The organism is Arenibacter sp. S6351L (genome assembly GCF_023016025.1).
GTDB classification, from domain to species: Bacteria; Bacteroidota; Bacteroidia; order Flavobacteriales; family Flavobacteriaceae; genus Arenibacter; species Arenibacter algicola_B.
Genome location: NZ_JALKBB010000031.1, coordinates 53,700 through 72,253, shown reverse-complemented (window position 1 = coordinate 72,253; position 18,554 = coordinate 53,700). Strand labels below are relative to the sequence as shown.

The window sequence follows — 18,554 nt, the reverse complement described above, 5'->3', positions numbered from 1 at the left end:
TGAAAATTATAATCCACCACCTCGGGCAGCTTCTGATCGGCATACCCGTCACCGGAGGATTTGAAAAGCCCCGACTTGAATGCGAAAAGCAGGGCTACCAAGGCCGATAAAATTATTCCTATGCCTATTTTTTGTTTCATTAGGGAACTATATTTTCATCTATTTAGATTCCGCTTGGAAAGGGCTGAAAAACCCGATATCCTCCAAGGGAAGGAAGCAACAGTATATTCCTGTTATCACATCATCATCAACTCGTCCGTACTTAAATTTTTACAATTAATTCCGCCGAAAATCAAATTTTAAGAATATTGCACTCTTTACTCCCCGGCTATCACTAATTTTTACATTCCCATTATTATGGCGGGACGATTTTCTTTTTCGGCAAAACTTGTAACCTCAGCTTCGGTTATTGCTGTACCCCAAGCGTATACGCGTTTCAATCCCTTCATTTTTATAAAGTTTTCAAAACTTGATGCAGTAATTTTAGTTTGATATAAATTAAGGCCCGTTATACTTTGAATCCCTGTAATTTCAGCTATACCCACGTCTGTGATCGGATTTTTTTCCAGCTCTACTTTTTGAAGGTTTACGAATTGACCGATGGTTTTTAAATGCCTGTCCCGCACATCATTGTCCTTAAGGGAAAGCCATATAATATTGTCCTTCATTGGAAGTAGCTTTTCCAGCTTTCCATCCAATTCCTCACTGTTCTTGGAACTAATAAAATGAGGGGGCAAAACAACCTCATACAAACCAGATTCAAATATTAATTCCCGAACTTTAAACCCTGCACCCGCAATATCCTTTAGTATTTCCTCATTTATTTTACTCACTTTAGGCAAAGGTATTCCACTTTTACCGGTCACATCTTCCAAGCCTAACATGTTAGAGGCAATACTTGTTATTTCCTCAGGAATTTCCAATTCCCCCATTTTTACCCTAAAATCCGCATTTGCCTTTTCTATCCAAAAAGTCAAAATTGATTTCTCCTCATCAGTAAGGGGAGTTTTACCTTCAGGAGGCATATAATCCTCATGGTGGGGATCCAGCATGGTACGTCTAATCATCTCGGACTTGGCGACATTTCCAGCTATAAAGGCCTCACCATTTTTACCTCCTTTTTTAATATCGATACTGTCCTGAAAAGAGAGTCCGCCCTTTTTCTTGTTGGAATTATGGCAACTAGCACACTTGGCATCCAGAATAGGATTTACCAAATAGTCATAGACCGCGGCATCCTCCAATTTGTCAATTGGGGGTAGCACTACTTTTTCCTTTCTACCAAATGGCGCATATTTTACCAAATAATCGCTTCCGTGAGTTAAATTACCTCCGTAATGCCCTGTAATACCCACCAAAACCACCACAAGGGTCAGACTGGCCATATTGGGTTTCAAACCCTTTAATTTTGTTATATTAAGCTTGCCCGAACGTATGGACCATGCGAAAAATACAACTAAAGTAGTTGCAATTCCAAACCAAAAATGGGTATCCAACATACCCTCGTCATAGTCCCCGCTCAAAGAAAGCATATACCCAAGAACACAGGCAACTGCTGCGCTTAGGGCCCCACCTAACAAAGCAAATTCAATCGCCAAGGAGGCCCCGGAATCTCTTTTCCAACGCCCATATAGTTCTAAAATAAAAGCAAAAATTAAGAACCCAATTGGCAAATGCACCACTAGTGGGTGAAATCGACCTAAGAACAATATAAAATCTGGCACACTACTTTCCATTCCTAACTTTTAAAACTGCTGGTAACATATTTTTCTTTTTGCATTAGATAAGAATATCCTTTACAACATCGCCATGCACATCGGTAAGTCTGTACCTTCGGCCTTGATGTTTAAAGGTCAATCGTTCATGGTCAATACCAAATAGATGCAATAAGGTAGCCTGAAAATCGTGGGTATGTACCGGATCTTTGATAATATTATACCCAAAGTCATCGGTTTCACCATAGGTAAATCCAGGTTTCACCCCTGCCCCTGCCATGAACATGGTAAAAGCCTTGGGATGGTGGTCCCTACCGTAGTTCGTTTCAGTGAGCTGACCTTGGGAATAAACTGTTCGTCCAAACTCTCCGCCCCACACCACCAAGGTGTCTTCCAGCATGCCACGTTGTTTTAAATCCTTTATCAATGCTGCGGTTCCCTGATCTGTATTTTTACTTTGATATTTTACTCCCCCAGGGCAATTGCCATGTTGATCCCAACCTTGATGATACAATTGAACAAATTTCACATCCTTTTCCAATAATTTACGGGCCATCAAACAATTTGCCGCATAAGTTCCGGGATTTCGACTATCTGGACCATACATATCAAAAATATAGTCGGGCTCGTCCGAAGTATCCGTCACATCAGGAACAGAAGTCTGCATTCTGTAGGCCATTTCATATTGCGCTATCCTCGCATTAATTTCCGGATCGCCAAAGGCATCATATGCCATTCCATTCAATTTTTTCAAATAATCCAGCATTTGTCTGCGGTCATTGCCGTCATAGTTCTCAGGGTCCCCCAAATAGAGTACAGGATCCTTTCCTGATCGGAATTGCACCCCCTGATGTTCTGTAGGCAAAAAACCATTGCCCCATAAACGGGAGTACAAGGGTTGCCCTGAACCATTTTTGGAGACCAAGGAAATAAAAGTGGGTAAATTATCATTGTCCGACCCCAATCCGTAACTGATCCAGGAACCTATAGATGGTCTCCCCGGTTGTTGACTCCCGGTTTGAAAAAAGGTTATGGCCGGATCATGGTTAATGGCATCGGTATGCATGCCCTTAATAAAACAAAGATCATCCACTACCTCGGACAAATAGGGCATGGCATCACTGACCCAAGCCCTGGATTCCCCATACTGCTTAAAATTTAAAGTGGATGCGGCAATAGGAAAAGCAGTTTGGTCGGCGCTCATCCCCGTTAGGCGCTGTCCAGCCCTTATGGAATCGGGCAAATCCTGACCAAACATATCCTTAAGTTTGGGCTTATAATCGAACAGATCCAATTGTGAAGGACCACCACTTTGAAAAAGGTACACAATACGTTTTGCCTTGGGCAAATGATGTGGCAATCCCAATTTATTTTTAGCGAAGGAATTTAAAGAATCAATGGGACCAGCTACAGGATTAACAGCACCCCAAAGTTTTTCCGACTGCAATAATGAACCAAGGGCCATAGCCCCAATGCCCAAAGAGGTCTTTTTAAAGAACTCCCTTCTATCCCATTGTTTTTCTATACTCTGAAGATCCCGATTGTTAGATCTTAATTTATCATGATGATCGCACATAACCTCCTGTTTAATTCTGCTTTTCTTTATTCTATTATCTTTTGGTAATACAGGCGTCCGCATTCATAATGGTGTTGGCCACCACCGCATTGGCGGCTACCAAAGCCTTATCGTCACCATTTTCCAATTTAAATTCACCTGTATTCAGCCATCCTTTTGTTCTTTCCAAATTGGTCGCGAATTTTTTGTATTCATTCTCCTGAAGTTCCACCAGCAATTGCAGCTCATCCTCTTTAATTTTTCTTCCAGTAAGCTGTCTAAAGACATTGGAAATGGCCAATTTTAAGTCTGCTGAATCACTCATACGCTTGCCCAAAACTCTTGATGCTTCAATATAAGTGGGATCATTGAGCAATACCAAGGCCTGAAGCGGGGTATTAGTTTCCTGTCGTTGAATGGTACAAACATCTCGAGCCGGGGCATCAAAGGTAGCCAAGGTAGGATGTGGCACGGAACGTTTCCAGATGGTGTACATACTTCTTCGGTACAGTTTATCCCCGGTATCCTGCCTATAGGTAGCGTTGTTCACCCTCCATAGACCTTCAGGTTGGTAAGGACTAACACTTTCCCCACCAATGGTTTTGTTGAGCAATCCAGAACTGGCCAAGGCATTATCGCGCAACATTTCTCCGGATAGCCTCTTGGAAGGTCCTCTTGCCAAAAGTCTATTGTCGCTATCCATTTCCATCAATTCCTTACTTACCATTGAAGATTGCTGATAGGTGTGGGACATCACTATCAATTTCTGAAATGCCTTAACATCCCATCCCGAGTCCCTAAATTCCAGGGCCAACCAATCCAATAATGCCGGGTGACTTGGCATTTCTCCCTGATTTCCAAAGTCCTCCGAAGTCTTTACCAGGCCAAACCCAAAATAGTGTTGCCAGAACCTGTTCACCGCCACTCTGGCCGTAAGGGGATGGTCTTCATGAAACAACCATTTGGCAAATCCCAATCGGTTCTTTGGGTAGTCTTCGGGCATGGGCAATATAGCTTTAGGAGTATTGGGAAACACTTCTTCCCCCCTGGCGTTATACACTCCCCGATCCAATATGTAGGACTGCACCGGTTCCGGGGTCTCCTCCATGACCATTACTTCTTTTACCTTTTCCACACTATCCACATAGCTCTTACGCAATTCCGCCAATTTATGTTGCTGTATTTTGGTGGCTTGGGAAACCGACTTCAAATAGTGTTCCTGCAATATTTTTTTATCCCCGGACCCAAGACTAACGACCTCTTTTTTTAGTAATTCACTTAATTGAGGATCGCTTGCAAGTTGCATTACCTCCACGGCCGACAAATCCCTTTCATACACCCTTATCTCATCTACCACAGCTCCTTTTATTCCTTTACCCCTTAATCTTGCCCCCAATTGCAAGCCGGGTTCATTATTGTTTCTAAAAAGAATGTCCTTGTACAGATTATCAGTTTTTACGGTGGTCTCCATCTCCTTACCATTAACAAACAACCTATATCCTTCAGCCTTGCTGGACCCATCATAGGTAATGGCAAAATGCACCCATTGGTCCCGTGGAAACGTATTTTTGGCAATCTCTACAATGGCATTGTTGGGTGCTGTATGTGCCATCATAAGTTCCAATTTATTGTCCACTATCTTCAGATGATACCCACGCCAATTGTACAAAATGGCGCCATCGCCCTTGTGGAAAATATTACCATTCTCGATATTCGCAGGTATATTTGCCCATAAACCTATACTGAAGGCATCATTTCTTCCAAAAACCCCTGTCTTTCTCAAATCCAGCCAAGTATCTCCATCGAACAGAACCCCTTTGCCCTGTTTTCCCTCGGAAAGATTTATTTTTTGCCCTTCCGTACCTTCCCGCTTCATGGTTCCCCTATGCTTTGGATCGATGACATTTTGCAAACTTTGATCGTTTAGATTGAAGTAGGCCGTTAATCCGTTTGAAGGAACTTTCATCCCAATGGATTTGTATTGCTTTTGCGACAGCCACTTATCAAAATTGACAGCCACTTCCTCCTGTTCCATTTTTTCGATTTCCCCTTCTTTTTCTTGAATTAAACTGTCCATATAGGTTAACACCTTTTCCTCCTCTTCCGTGGTCATCATTAAGGTAGGTACCGGGGTGGCATCATTCCATGAAATCTGTCCCGATTCGTTTACATTATTGAAAAAACTGGTAAGTTCATAAAAATCCTTGTGTGATATGGGATCATATTTATGATCATGACATCTGGCGCAGGCCACAGTAAGCCCCATAAACGCTTGTCCAGCTGTACTTGCACGGTCTACCGCATATTCCACCAGAAACTCTTCACTTACTATACCCCCTTCCATATTCTGTGGATGAACACGGTTGAAAGCTGTGGCCAAAATAGTTTCCCGAGTAGGTTTTTCAATAAGGTCACCTGCCATTTGCCAAGTTATAAACTGCTCATAGGACATATTTCTATTGAAAGCATCTATTACCCAATCACGCCAAGGGGACATATCTCGATATCTATCAACACTATATCCATGAGTATCTGCAAAACGGGCCAAGTCCATCCAATCCAAGGCCATTTGCTCGCCGTAGTGGGGGGAGTCCAATAATTTATCCACTTCTTTTTCGTAGGCTTCGGGAGAAGGGTCCTTCATAAAAGCATCCATATCCTCCAAAGTTGGTGGCAATCCGGTTAAATCCAGGTACAGCCTTCTCAGCAATAATTCTTTATCCGCTTTTGCAGAGAACTGTAAATTCTCCTGCTCCAACCGTGCCAATACAAAATTATCGATAGGGTTTTGTACCTGTCCAGCCTTATCCATAACTTCTGGCACAGTGTATTCCTTGGGCTTTATAAATGCCCAATGATCTTTATATTCGGCACCTTGTTCTATCCATTTTATCAAGACCGCCTTCTCATGGTCGGACAAACTAAGGTGGGAATCCGGTTCAGGCATTACATAGTTGGGGTCTTCCGATATAATTCTATGGAACACCTCACTTTTCTTTAAATTTCCTGGCTTTAAGGCAAACTTTCCCGGGGATTCCTTTAGTTCCCTATAGGCGGCTTCGGGGGTGTGCAATTGAAGGTCGGCCTTTATTTTTGCCTTATCCGGGCCATGGCATATAAAGCATTTATCAGAAAGAATGGGCTTAACATGCAGATTGAAATCCACTTTCTTAGGTAATTTATCATATTCAAGAGATACCAATTCAGGTATTTCCGGACCGCCACAGGAAAAAAATAATAAAACCCAGATATAAACTAAAAGCTTCTTAATAATTGCCATACTCGACCTATCTATTTGCTACCTTTTCAAAGATAAAATTTAAGGATTCATAATACAGGTCCAAATCAGTTTAAGTATTGCACATTTCCGACATTAACACCATGCCAAATCCTATTCCTCACTATAAAATTTATTAAATTAGTAGTGAATTAATCGGTATTTGGATAAAAATATATTGATTACTACTGTTCTAAATCCGACAAAAAATTGAGCCATGTCCAAAATTCTTCAATCCCTAAAATTAGCCCTATTGAATGTAGGTTACGCAAAACTCGGGCCCCTATGGGATTATGATGATGTTATTAGCCCATTTATTAGACTATATTACATCACCGAGGGAAGTGCCATGGTTTATCACAGCAATCAAGCCATTCAATTGAAACCTGGACACATATATATCATCCCCAGCTACACCTTTGGCAGATACAAATGTGATGAATACCACGAACAATATTATATCAGTTGTTTGGAAGAGATAAAGAATGGTTATTCCATATTTAATTATAGCAGTTTTATTTATGAGTCAAAAGCCAATCCAATGGACTTGTATTATTTTAAGCGCTTGTTGGAACTAAATCCAAATAGGCAGCTGGAAAATAACAACCCAAAAGTATATGACAACCGACCCACACTGATGGATTTTGAAAAGAGGAACGAAGAATTAAGTCCTTCGGCCTATATGGAAACCCATGCCATTTTGGAGATATTGATATCCAGGTTCATAAAGGATACCAACTCCCAATTCACAAAGAGTAATGTAAAAAAGGAATTTGGTATGGTATTAAACTATATTCATGAAAATCTCCACGAAAATTTAAGCGTAAAACAGTTGGCCGACTTCTGCCATCTAAACACAGATTATTTTTCTAGGGTCTTCAATGAAAATTTTGGCATGCGCCCCAATAAATACATTCAATCCAAACGAATTGAAAGGGCACAGCTACTCCTACTTTCAACAAATAATTCCTTAAAGCAAATTGCAGAAAAAGTGGGATTGGAAAACCTATCCTATTTCAATAGGATCTTTAAAAGCCATACCGGTAAAACCCCAGGAGTTTTCCGGGAGGAACAACTAGAAAACAAATAACTGCCTCCCTAGACAAGATTCGTAAAAACAAAGACCTTTTGGATAGAAGAATTTACCTTACATTAAGCATATAAGTTTAACCAAAACAATGGCATAGTTACCCCCGTTAACCAATAGGCTTACCCCTTCATAAAAACCAAATCGAAATCGATGGTGACATTATCCCCCACTATTATTTGACCAAACATTGCAGTAGGAGGCTCCATATTATAATCCTGCAACTTTATTTCCTTGCTTCCCTTAAAAAGGTATTTCCCACCCGCTTCTTGGAATTCCGACGTTATATCTACAGCTTTTTCAACACCTGCAATATTTAGCATCCCATGAATCTGAAAAGTATTTTCCGAATCGGTGGTTTTCTTGATTTCTTTAAATTTAAAGGATACTTCAGGGTGTTCTTCCATCTTCAGTGCCGCATGCATTTTTTTATCCATGGCCGCCCCACGCTCGCTTTTAATTTGGGCCACCTCAACCTGAAACACCAAATTCTTTACAGCACCGGCCTTCATTTTCATGGATCCCTTCATTGAATTGGCCGTCACAGTCCAATCATGAATGGTAGACGAACCATTAATTTTGAGGACACTTTCTTTGGACAGGGTAAATGATTCTTGGGAATAACCAGCAACAACCAGGAACGACAATAGTATGAACAGTGTATTTTTCATCTGTTAAATTTAGTGATTTGTTTACAAAAGGTTTTTCTTGATATTCCTACTCGTCCAACACAGTTTGCCAAAACTGCTTTTGCTCCTCTTTTGAGGGTTGCACTTTTGGACTCACCAATCTGAATCCAATAAAGTTGGAATCCGTGTTCCACCAAAAACTTTTTGGAATCTGAGGATCCCTCTTTTGCAATTTTAAGCTGGATGCGATCCTGGCGGAGGACCTAAGTGTCTTTGCATCATCATCCCAAGACCCTCCTTTGATTACCCTAGGATGAATCACAGTGGGTTTTACCCAAGGGTTCTTGGACTCGGTAATGGCCAAGGCATTTTCTTTGTACTCATCCAAAGTCCATTCGGAAACATTTCCGTGCATATCATACAATCCCCAAGGATTGGGCAGTTTGCTTCCCATCTTGGCATATTGATTATTGGAGTTTTTATAATACACGGCATATTCATCAATTTTGGAAATATCATCACCAAAAGAATAGGCCGTATTGGTCCCGGCTTTAGCAGCGTATTCCCATTCCGCTTCTGTTGGTAACCTATAAAACCTGCCTGTAACGGTACTTAACCACTTACAGAACACCAAGGCGGAATATGCTGACATACTTATCGCAGGATACCCAACCTTACCCATACCATAGGAAGGATCTTCATACGGAGGACTAGGTCTTGTGATGGCATCTATGCCACTTAACTTATCCGCATCCAAAGTCTCGAACAAATTCTTGTTCTGTTTAAAGAACAACTCAAAAACCTCCCAACCCAGTTCGTATTTCCCCATATAAAAGGCATCCAATTCAACAGCCTTCATTGGACCTTCATCGTCCTTTCTATTCACCTGGTCCTCAGGACTACCCATCATAAACTTTCCTTCGGGTATCAATACCATGTCAAAAGAAATATCGGTAGCCGGGATTTTCTCCGTAAACACTTCTGCAACCGGAATTTTATTATCTGATGTGGCCGCTGCGGCCTGTCCCGTTTTACAGGCCTGCAAGGAAATCAATAAGAAACAAAGTGAGAGAAAATTGAAAAGAGGTAGATTAAATAATCTAGAGGCAATTCTTAGCATTTGATAAATTAGTTTAGGTTGATGGGCTAAAAATATTACAATTTTTCCAAAGAGCCATCCCTATGCCATAATATACCTCCAGAACTCAAAATTTCTAAGGCTATAACTCCTAAAACACCCTTTAATTTTTGTATTATTGAATATCAAAAAACTACACTACCATGAGAATAAAAATCTTATCTCTTATACTATTTTTCCTGATCTGCAATAGTCTTTCCTACGGGCAATTACAAAAAGTAGCTACTGTGGAGGGCATAACGGAGTATCAAATGGACAATGGCCTTAAAGTACTGCTATTTCCCGATAACTCGTCACAGACCATAACGGTTAACATCACCTATCTGGTTGGGTCCAGACATGAAGGTTACGGGGAAAAAGGCATGGCCCACCTTTTGGAGCACATGGTTTTTAAAGGTACTCCCAACCATCCGGATATCCCCAAAGAGTTAAGCTCGCATGGAGCCCGACCTAATGGAACTACCTGGTTCGACAGGACCAATTACTTTGAAACCTTTAATGCCACTGACGAAAACCTGGATTGGGCTTTGGACCTCGAGGCAGATCGAATGGTGAATTCCTATATTGCCAAAAAAGATTTGGAATCCGAATTCAGTGTGGTACGAAATGAATTTGAAAGTGGCGAAAACGACCCTTCAAGGGTTCTTATGCAGAATGTTATCAATGCCGGTTTTATATGGCACAACTATGGCAACAGCACTATTGGAAACAGATCCGATATAGAACGCGTTCCCATTGAAAACCTACAGGCCTTTTATAAAAAATTCTACCGACCGGACAATGCAGTTTTAATGGTTACCGGCAAATTTGACGAAGCCAAAACATTGGACTTGATCCAAAAAAAGTTTGGCAAAATTGCAAAGCCCTCTACTCCAATAAGGGACTCCTATACCGAAGAGCCGGCACAAGATGGGGAAAAAACAGTACAGCTCAATCGTGTTGGAGATCTACAGATAGTTTCGGCCATGTACCATACTCCTGCAGGCTCACATGAGGATTATGCCGCCATTTCCATTATTGAAGACGTACTTGCGGACGAACCGTCCGGCAGGCTATATAAAGCCTTGATCGAGGCAAAGAAAGCCTCCTCCATATGGTCTTTCTCCCCTTTCACCAAAGAACCTGGCTTTTTATATATCAACGTAGATGTACCTTCGGATAAGAATGCGGACGAAGTGGAAAAAGTACTAAAGGAAACTTTGAATGCCGTAAAAACCGCTCCTATCACTCAAGAGGAATTGGATCGTGCCAAAGCCAATCTTTTAAAACGAACCGATCAAATCTTTAGAAATTCTTCCTACTTAGGGACCTATATGAGCGAATTTATCGGTGGTGGCGATTGGCGTTTAGCGTTTATACAAAGGGATAGAATTGAAAATGCCAGTCTTGAAGCAGTAAATGAAGTGGCCAAAAAATACCTCATTACCACCAATAGAACCATAGGCAGATTTAATCCCACCAAAAAGCCGGAAAGAATAGAAATTGAACACACCCAAAATCTTGATGCCCTTGTATCAAACTATAAAGGCAAAGAAGACATGGGTACCGGTGAGGCCTTTGATGTTTCCTATGATGCCATTCAATCCAGATTGGACCAAGGTCAACTTTCCAATGGCATTGCCTACGGTATTATTAAAAAGAGCAACCGCGGCAAAACCGTCAGACTTAGTTTCAGTATTAGAAATGGAAACGTGGAATCCCTTAAAAACAAAGGGGTTGTCCCATCCTTTACGGCAAGCATGCTTAACAAAGGTACCCGCTCCAAGTCCAGGCAACAGATCGAGGACGAATTGAGCAAATTAAAATCTTCCGTATCCTTTAGAGCCAGTAATGGGAATGTTTATGCCAATGTAGTTTCTACCGAAGAAAACCTGATGGCCACATTGGCCCTAATGTCGGAAATGCTCAAAACCCCTTCCTTCGATGCGGCAGAATTGGAAAAATTAAAAACAGAGTCCTTGGCCTATTTGGAAAGTAATAAGACCGAACCACAATTTTTGGCCTCCAAAAGATTATCTGTTATAAATAACACCTTTCCCAAGGGACACCCTTTATACACCATGACAGTCGACGAAGAGGAAGCGGCTATAAGAGCAATCAACATAGAGGACATTAAAAGCTTCCATAAAGCGTTTTACGGATTGGGCAAGTCCATTCTGGTAGGTATAGGTGATATGCAGCCGGAAGAAATTAAAGCCTACATGGAAAAAGAGTATGCCAACTTCAAGAGCAAAAATACCTACGCCAGGCTAAAAGATCCATTTACCGATTCCCCGGTAGTACATGAAGACATTCTTACCCCAGACAAGAAAAATGCCATGACCCTTGGAAACCTTAACGTTAAAATTAGCCAGGACAATGAAGATTATGCGGCGCTAAATATGGCAGCCACCATACTGGGTGGCGGTTTTCTAAATTCGAGGATTGCGGATAGGTTGCGGCAAAAGGACGGTGTTAGTTATGGTGCCGGTGCCGGCTTTCAGGCCGATTCCAATGCGGACGACCAAAATTCATCCATATACCTATATGCCATTTACGCCCCGGAGAACTATGACAAGGTGCAATTAGGGTTTAAAGAGGAATTGGATCGTTTTATAAAAGATGGCATTACAGAGGAAGAGTTGAAGAATGCGGTAAACGGCTGGGTGCAGGAGGAAAATGTTTCCCGGGCCAAAGATGCTGAACTGGCTGGCCTAATAAACAACAACATTTATTACGAGCGCACCATGGAATTCCAAAAAAACTTGGAAGAAAAAGTGAAGAATCTAACCGTAAGCGATATCAACAACGCCATTCTTAAATACATTAAACCTTATAAAAATTGGACTATAATCAATGCTGGGGATTATAAGAAATAAAAGGTATTAAACCTAGATGCCGCCGAAAAAGGCGGGATTAGTTCAACTTGCAATTTTAAGTGCGTCTTACTGACTTCTCAAAATTGAGTTTCACTAATAAATTTAGACTATAATACGGACTTTAAAAAGGACAGCTTAAATACATACATTTAGGCTGTCTTTTTTTTATGGGAAACATTGGTTTTCCCAACATGTTATTGACCAATATCCAAAGCCTCAAATGAAATTAGCTCCCCTTCATTAAAAACCGGAGTAACAGATATAGGATTACAACAAACCTCACAATCTTCCACATAGGTCTGTCGGGAAATGGAGGGATCCAACAACATGGATATTTCTTCCCAGCAATATGGACATTGAAAGTAGTGTTCGTACATGGATAAATAGCTTAAACTTTATAGCAATAAAAAGTCTGCTTTATTCCAATTGGACCGGAATGCAAATCTATCAAAATTCTACCGACAACAACTGCCCAGTTAATTGTAACAGCTGTAATTCCGCCAACTTGGCATCGTATTTGGCCAAATTCTTATTGGTCTGTGCGTTGAGCAAGTTTATTTGGGCCTGCCTAAATTCTATGGATGTTATACGTCCCAATTGAAATTGCTCCCTGGACCGTTCAAAATTATTTTGATTGGTCACAACGTTCTGTTCCTGGATTTTGAATATCTGCAACCTGTTTTCATAGATTTCCAAGGCATTCAAAATATCCCTATCCACTTCAAGTATTACTTGTTCCTTGAATATTTCCTGGTTCTCATAGGCTATTTTGGCATTTTTCACTCTTACGGTTGTTCCGCCACCGTCAAATAAATTCCAAGTAAGGTTGGCACCCAATGCCAAATTTAAACTGTTCCTATTGCTTCCAGGTATAATTTGACCAGGGAGAAATGAAGTTGCCGCACTTTGGTTCAAATTCCACCCGTAGCTACCGCTTAACCCCAAGGTAGGCAGATATCCCGATCTATTTACCTTAATATCATACTCGTTTATGGCCATATTGCGCTCTGTCTGAAGTATGGCCACATTGTTCTCTTTCGACTGGGCAATATAATCCTCCAACTGTAATTTTGGAATAAAAGTTACCAGGGTATCCACTACAAATGTCTCATTGAGATTTTGATTGAGCACCACATTCAAATCCCTTTTTGCATTGGCCAAGTTCTGCTGAACGTTCATTAAACCAATACTATCGTTGGTAACATCTACTTGGGCATTTAAGATGTCCAATTTCGTATTCTGTCCGTATTCAAAGGAATATTCCGCTCTTTTGATCCGGTCCTTGGAAATTTCCAAGGCCTGTCTTAAAACATTCTCGTTTTCGGTAAGCCTGGCAATTTCATAATACACACTAAATAATTGGAGAATAGTATTTTCTATGGTTTCCCTAGCTTGCAGCTCAGACAATTGATACTGTTCTTTTAATCGCTTAAAATTATAAAGTCTGCCCATACCATCGAAGAGGGTATAGTTTAAATTAAGTCCTGCATTATACACTTGGGACTCCGCATTTTTAATTTCCAAATCCTGTCTAGGATCTCCATTGGTTTCAAATTGTCCCGGGTACTCTGTAGTACTATTAAAATCGTTATAGGTGGCTCCGGCCGTCCCAGTAAGTCTGGGCAAATAACCAGAGTTCAAGATTCCCGCGTTATTGTCGGCAATGGCCACCTGATTTTTGGCAACCTTAATTCCAAAATTGTTTTCCAAGGCCAATGATACGGCAGCATCCTTGGACAATAACTCCTCTTGAGCACTTACAACTCCGCAAAAACCAATTAGCAGGCCTGCAATTATATATTTATATCCCATTTACTTATTGTCTTCCAATTCGTTAGATAGTACGGTTTCATCCTCTAACGAAGTTGATATTTCGGGAGAACGACCATTCTGCTCATGTTTTTCAAAATTTTGCATATGACTTTCTTCCATTTGTTCCTTTATTGCCCGTTCCACCTCTTCCTTGGTCACTTTTTTTCCGGTGATCAACCATTTGGAACCTACTTTTATTTTATTACTAAAGGCCAAAAACAAAGGCAACATCAATAAGGTCAAAACGGTTGCATACCCAATTCCATAAGCAATGGATATGGCCATTGGTTTCAAAAATTGTGCCTGTCTACTTTTTTCCAAAAGCAATGGTGCCAAACCGGCAATGGTCGTAATAGAAGTCAAAAATATTGCCCTAAACCTAGATTTACCGGCTTCATAAATGGCATCATCAAACTTCATTCCTTCCCTTAGATTACCATTAAATTTCCCAATAAGTACCAAGCCGTCGTTTACCATAATTCCTATTAATGCTATAATACCCAACATGGACAAAACGTTGATAGGAAAATCATGGATCCAGTGACCCCAGGCCACAGCGGTAATACTAAACGGCACTAAAATAATCAACATAAGGGGTTGACTAAAACTCCTGAAGGTAAAGGCTATGGTAATATAGATCAACAGCAAAACGGATAGGCCCACAAATTTTAAAGATCCAAAAAGCTTGGCGGTCTCCCTGTTCTGACCTTCATAGGATGCAGTTACCGTGGGATATCTAGAATGGATATCCGGCATTATAACCGTCCTTATTTCGTTCATAATATCGGTAGCACTAGTGGTCTTATCATCCTTAATATCTGCCGAAACCTGAATTTCGCGCTGACCTTCCAAATGGTTAATGGCAACATCCCCCCGTACTATTACGTAACTTGCAATTTCCTTTAACGGAACCTTACTCCCACTGGGAGTGCTGATCCTCATATCGTCCAAATCGTTGATAGACGATCGGTCAGAGCGGTCGTAACGCACCCACACCCTAATTTCATCCTGCCCACGTTGAAAGCGCTGAGCCTGGGCCCCAAAAAATCCGGCCCGCACCTGATTCATAACACTTCTTAAGTCCAATCCCATTAAATAGGCATTCTCCTTCAGCTCCAATCGTATTTCCTTGATTCCCGCCGGATCATTGTCCGCGACATCCTTTAAAAGGGCATTATTCTGCAAAATGGCCTTAAGCTCTTTTTTTGCTTCTTTTAATTCCACTATATTATTACCCAATAGGGAAACCGAAACGGGGCTACCCCCAAAATTGCCACCCGAACCATAGATCAGACTTTCAACCCCAATAACCGGACCTACCAATTCCTGCAATCTATTGGTAATCAAATCCGACCGTATTGCGTCTGGTCTTTCTTCCCCAGGTAAGAGGTTAATATCCAGCGAGGCCGTGGAGGAACCAGGTCCCACTTTCCTTATCATGTTTTCAAAAAGCTTTTTACCAGTCCCCTTTAAGTACTTTTCCGTTAGCTCCTGGTCCACAATTTTGGCCTTTTCCTCAATTAAACTAATAATGGAATCGGTTACCCTTTCATGTGTCCCATTAGGCATTAGCAAGTCTACGGACACCCGGTCACTTGCCACCCGTGGAAAAAACGCAGTTCTGATAATTCCGCCCCCTATGGAACCGAAACTCAAAAACAATAACATTACGAATATAGAAAACATCAGAATTTTATAGCGGAGCGAAAAGCGCAGAACCGGCCCATATAATTTATCGCGCATCCATACCATAAAGCTATCGCCCCATTCATTGATGACCCTTAATTTCGCAAACAACTTGGCTATTCCCGTTTTAGGTTTGTTGTCCAATGGCTGAAGGGCTTTGGAATGGGCCAAATGCGCTGGTAAGATAATTAAGGCCTCGATCAAGGACACCACCAAGGTTAAAATTACAATTACCGAAACTTCCCCAAAAAATTCCCCTATCCTACTATCCAAAAATAGGAATATGGAAAATGCCAATATCGTAGTGATGATGGCCGAAATAATAGGAGGCAGTACCTCCATAACACCATCTACCGCTGCTTGTATGGGGGGCTTACCCTTTTCGTAGTTCTGATAAATATTTTCGGCTATTACAATACCATCATCCACCAAAATACCGATTACGATAATCATTCCAAAAAGGGACAATACGTTTATGGTTACGTCAAAGAATCCTGCAAACACAAACATTCCCAAAAATGCAACAGGTAAGCCGAAGGCCACCCAGAACGCCAATCTGGTATTAAGAAACAGTGAAAGGAAGATGAGTACCAAAATCATCCCCATAATGGCATTTTCTGTCAACAATTGCGTGCGTTGCGTGAGTGTTACGGACTGATCGCTGACCACACTCAACTTTACGTTGTTATGCTTTTGATTATACTCTTCTATATATTCCTTTACCTTTTCGGATGATGTTATTAAATCTTCGGTATTGGTACTTGTAATGGCTATATTTACGGCTAGATTTCCATTAAAATAAGTAGCATTGGGCGTTTCTGAAAACCTATCCCTAATAACTGCCACATCCTTTAGCCGTACCGTTTGCCCGGAAGCATTTGCCCTAACGATTACATTTGATAATTCATTTCCATAATACGACCTATTGTTGGCCCTGATTAGAAATTCCTCAGCGCTAGTCTTAATATTACCCCCGGTAACCAAAATATTGGCATTAGAAACGGCTTGGGCTACCTCCTCAAATGACACATTATAAGCCAAAAGGCTATTCTCGTTCACGGCAATCTCTATTTCTTCGGCAGGATATCCGGTAATACTGATCTGGGAGATGCCCTCCATAGCCCTGATATCGTTCTCCACCTGCCTGCCTATCTGCTTCAAAGCAGACAAACTTATATTTTCACCACTAATAGCAAAACTAATGGTTTGCCGTACCGCCTCCAACTTGGAGACCACCAAAGGCTCCATACCCGTTGGGAACGAAGGCACCCTGTCTACGGCATTTTTAACTTCCAAGAGCATAAAGTCTATATCCCTGCCCTTCTCTATCTCCACATTTATAATACCGCTGTTTTCCCTTGAAGTGGAAGTAACCCGGTCCACACCCTCCAAACCTTTTAGGTTATCCTCTATCTTAAGTACAATGCCCTCCTCCACTTCTTGGGGGGAAGCACCTGGATAGGTAACATTTATAGTAATGTTTTTAGAGTCGGTTAGTGGAAAATACGAGGATTTTAATGATAAGGCCCCTACGATACCAAAAATAAGGAAAGCCACAATTATGACATTTACGGCCACGTGGTACTTTATAAAATAGGCTATAATATTCCTCATTATTCCTGGTTGTTGGTTACTTGGTCATTAAATACTTTTACCAACATTCCAGCATAGGCTCCCATAACCGGTTTTGATAGAATTGTTATTCCGTCTGGCACATCCTTTAAAACCACCCTGTTATCCGAAAAATAAACCGGCTTCACCGGTATTAAATCCAATACAGAGTCCCTGACCACAAATATTTCTTCGGTTTCCAGCAATAAACTCCTATTTATCTCAATAGCATTTGGCTCTTCCTTGGCTTTAAGATGGGCCTCAAGGTACATCCCCTCCCTAAGGTCCGGATCCTTTACCTCTATAAAGGCGGTAATGGTCTGGGAAGCCAAATCTACACGGCCATTTATCCTTGTAACTTTCCCTTGGTAGGTTTTGTTTCTATCTATACTTTTTAGTTCCACCACCTCGCCAACATTCAGTAGATCGCTGTAGGTTTTGCTAATGGCAACCTCCAGTTCATAATCGTTGGTATTGATAAATTCGCCCAATTTTTGACCAGACCTGACCAAGGTACCCTCTGTGACCAATGCTTCGGTCAAGACCCCATTAAAAGGTGCCGCTATAGTGTATTTGGCCAATCTTTGCTCTAAATTTTTTATGGTGTAGTAATTGGTCAAAATTCCTCGCCCGGAAATAAAATATTTTTCCTTGTCCATAGACATTTCAGGAAGGGGAGGAATATTTTTGTTTATATCAAAATTGGCCAGAAATGTTTGCCATTTATCAAACACCTCCGGATAGTCCAACCGAAGGTCCGGCATTATGGAAGTGATTAAATTGTATAAATTACTTTTGGAAGATTGAACGTTGGCATAATATTCGGCAGCATCTATTCTTATAAGTATTTCGCCTGCCCTATATTCCTGCCCGGGTTTAAATAATTTGTTTCCAGCTTTAAAAACACCTTGGACCTCCGCGTATAGCTCCACCCTTCTTTTGGCCACAAGATTTCCGTTTGCAGGAACAATAATTGGCACATTACCATTCTTGACCTTCTCTACAACAACTGTCTTTACTACTTTTTCTGGTCGTGGTTTTGGAGTGGTCTTACTATTGATAATATATTTTGCACCAAAAAAGGAGCCTATTATTAGGAGACCCCCAATAATAGATAATGCAATTTTTCTAGAGTTCATAAAGGGTCTATAAGTTGGTTTGACTGCAAAACTATCTATTAGTTTAA

At 41.1% G+C, this 18,554-nt stretch carries 11 protein-coding genes; 2 read left to right on the top strand and 9 right to left on the bottom strand.

What is annotated here, in order from left to right:
• Positions 1-341: 341 nt before the first annotated feature.
• Genes MWU82_RS20290 through MWU82_RS20280 form a run of 3 tightly spaced genes read right to left on the bottom strand, consistent with a single transcriptional unit; the run spans position 342 to position 6,550 of the window.
• Positions 342-1,736: a DUF2231 domain-containing protein gene (locus MWU82_RS20290; RefSeq protein WP_247097716.1), complete on the bottom strand. Its 1,395-nt coding sequence runs from the start codon at positions 1,734-1,736 to the stop codon at positions 342-344.
• A gap of 43 nt (positions 1,737-1,779) precedes the next feature.
• Entirely contained in the window at positions 1,780-3,291 is a 1,512-nt protein-coding gene (locus MWU82_RS20285; RefSeq protein WP_247097715.1) for a DUF1501 domain-containing protein, read from the bottom strand.
• Between the two features lie 34 nt (positions 3,292-3,325).
• On the bottom strand, positions 3,326-6,550 hold the full coding sequence (locus MWU82_RS20280) for a DUF1553 domain-containing protein (RefSeq protein ID WP_247097714.1): 3,225 nt from the start codon (positions 6,548-6,550) through the stop codon (positions 3,326-3,328).
• A gap of 214 nt (positions 6,551-6,764) precedes the next feature.
• Here MWU82_RS20280 and MWU82_RS20275 point away from each other — a divergent pair, with 214 nt between their 5' ends.
• On the top strand, positions 6,765-7,637 hold the full coding sequence (locus tag MWU82_RS20275; RefSeq protein WP_215949386.1) for an AraC family transcriptional regulator: 873 nt from the start codon (positions 6,765-6,767) through the stop codon (positions 7,635-7,637).
• Between the two features lie 119 nt (positions 7,638-7,756).
• On the opposite strand, the gene MWU82_RS20270 is transcribed toward MWU82_RS20275, so the two are convergent.
• Positions 7,757-8,305, bottom strand: coding sequence for a YceI family protein (locus tag MWU82_RS20270; protein WP_247097713.1), 549 nt, complete (start codon positions 8,303-8,305; stop codon positions 7,757-7,759).
• A gap of 46 nt (positions 8,306-8,351) precedes the next feature.
• Positions 8,352-9,383, bottom strand: coding sequence for an SUMF1/EgtB/PvdO family nonheme iron enzyme (locus tag MWU82_RS20265; protein WP_215949388.1), 1,032 nt, complete (start codon positions 9,381-9,383; stop codon positions 8,352-8,354).
• A 161-nt stretch (positions 9,384-9,544) separates the two neighbouring features.
• Between MWU82_RS20265 and MWU82_RS20260 the strand changes: the two genes are divergently transcribed.
• Positions 9,545-12,259: a pitrilysin family protein gene (locus MWU82_RS20260; RefSeq protein ID WP_215949389.1), complete on the top strand. Its 2,715-nt coding sequence runs from the start codon at positions 9,545-9,547 to the stop codon at positions 12,257-12,259.
• Positions 12,260-12,453: 194 nt separating this feature from the next.
• Here the strand turns inward: MWU82_RS20260 and MWU82_RS20255 are convergent, their stop codons facing one another.
• The 4 genes from MWU82_RS20255 to MWU82_RS20240 all read right to left on the bottom strand — a co-directional run bounded on the left by MWU82_RS20255 (position 12,454) and on the right by MWU82_RS20240 (position 18,507).
• On the bottom strand, positions 12,454-12,636 hold the full coding sequence (locus tag MWU82_RS20255) for a CPXCG motif-containing cysteine-rich protein (protein ID WP_215949390.1): 183 nt from the start codon (positions 12,634-12,636) through the stop codon (positions 12,454-12,456).
• A gap of 70 nt (positions 12,637-12,706) precedes the next feature.
• A complete protein-coding gene (locus MWU82_RS20250) occupies positions 12,707-14,071 on the bottom strand; it encodes a TolC family protein (protein ID WP_247097712.1) in 1,365 nt (454 codons plus the stop codon).
• Positions 14,072-17,371 (bottom strand): efflux RND transporter permease subunit, encoded by a 3,300-nt coding sequence (locus MWU82_RS20245; protein ID WP_215949392.1) that lies wholly within the window; start codon positions 17,369-17,371, stop codon positions 14,072-14,074. It abuts the gene before it with no gap.
• Positions 17,371-18,507 carry an HlyD family efflux transporter periplasmic adaptor subunit gene (locus MWU82_RS20240; RefSeq protein ID WP_247097711.1) on the bottom strand — a complete coding sequence of 379 codons (1,137 nt, stop codon included), beginning with the start codon at positions 18,505-18,507 and terminating at the stop codon, positions 17,371-17,373. Before MWU82_RS20240 ends, MWU82_RS20245 begins: the two co-directional genes overlap by 1 nt.
• Between the last annotated feature and the right edge of the window lie 47 nt (positions 18,508-18,554).

Excerpts from the sequence above, each read along its gene's own strand:
- MWU82_RS20260 (WP_215949389.1), top strand. The coding sequence starts at position 9,545 with ATGAGAATAAAAATCTTATCTCTTATACTATTTTTCCTGATCTGCAAT.
- MWU82_RS20285 (WP_247097715.1), bottom strand. The coding sequence starts at position 3,291 with ATGTGCGATCATCATGATAAATTAAGATCTAACAATCGGGATCTTCAG.
- MWU82_RS20255 (WP_215949390.1), bottom strand. The coding sequence starts at position 12,636 with ATGTACGAACACTACTTTCAATGTCCATATTGCTGGGAAGAAATATCC.
- MWU82_RS20240 (WP_247097711.1), bottom strand. The coding sequence starts at position 18,507 with ATGAACTCTAGAAAAATTGCATTATCTATTATTGGGGGTCTCCTAATA.
- MWU82_RS20275 (WP_215949386.1), top strand. The coding sequence starts at position 6,765 with ATGTCCAAAATTCTTCAATCCCTAAAATTAGCCCTATTGAATGTAGGT.
- MWU82_RS20245 (WP_215949392.1), bottom strand. The coding sequence starts at position 17,371 with ATGAGGAATATTATAGCCTATTTTATAAAGTACCACGTGGCCGTAAAT.
- MWU82_RS20280 (WP_247097714.1), bottom strand. The coding sequence starts at position 6,550 with ATGGCAATTATTAAGAAGCTTTTAGTTTATATCTGGGTTTTATTATTT.
- MWU82_RS20270 (WP_247097713.1), bottom strand. The coding sequence starts at position 8,305 with ATGAAAAATACACTGTTCATACTATTGTCGTTCCTGGTTGTTGCTGGT.
- MWU82_RS20250 (WP_247097712.1), bottom strand. The coding sequence starts at position 14,071 with ATGGGATATAAATATATAATTGCAGGCCTGCTAATTGGTTTTTGCGGA.
- MWU82_RS20290 (WP_247097716.1), bottom strand. The coding sequence starts at position 1,736 with ATGGAAAGTAGTGTGCCAGATTTTATATTGTTCTTAGGTCGATTTCAC.
- MWU82_RS20265 (WP_215949388.1), bottom strand. The coding sequence starts at position 9,383 with ATGCTAAGAATTGCCTCTAGATTATTTAATCTACCTCTTTTCAATTTT.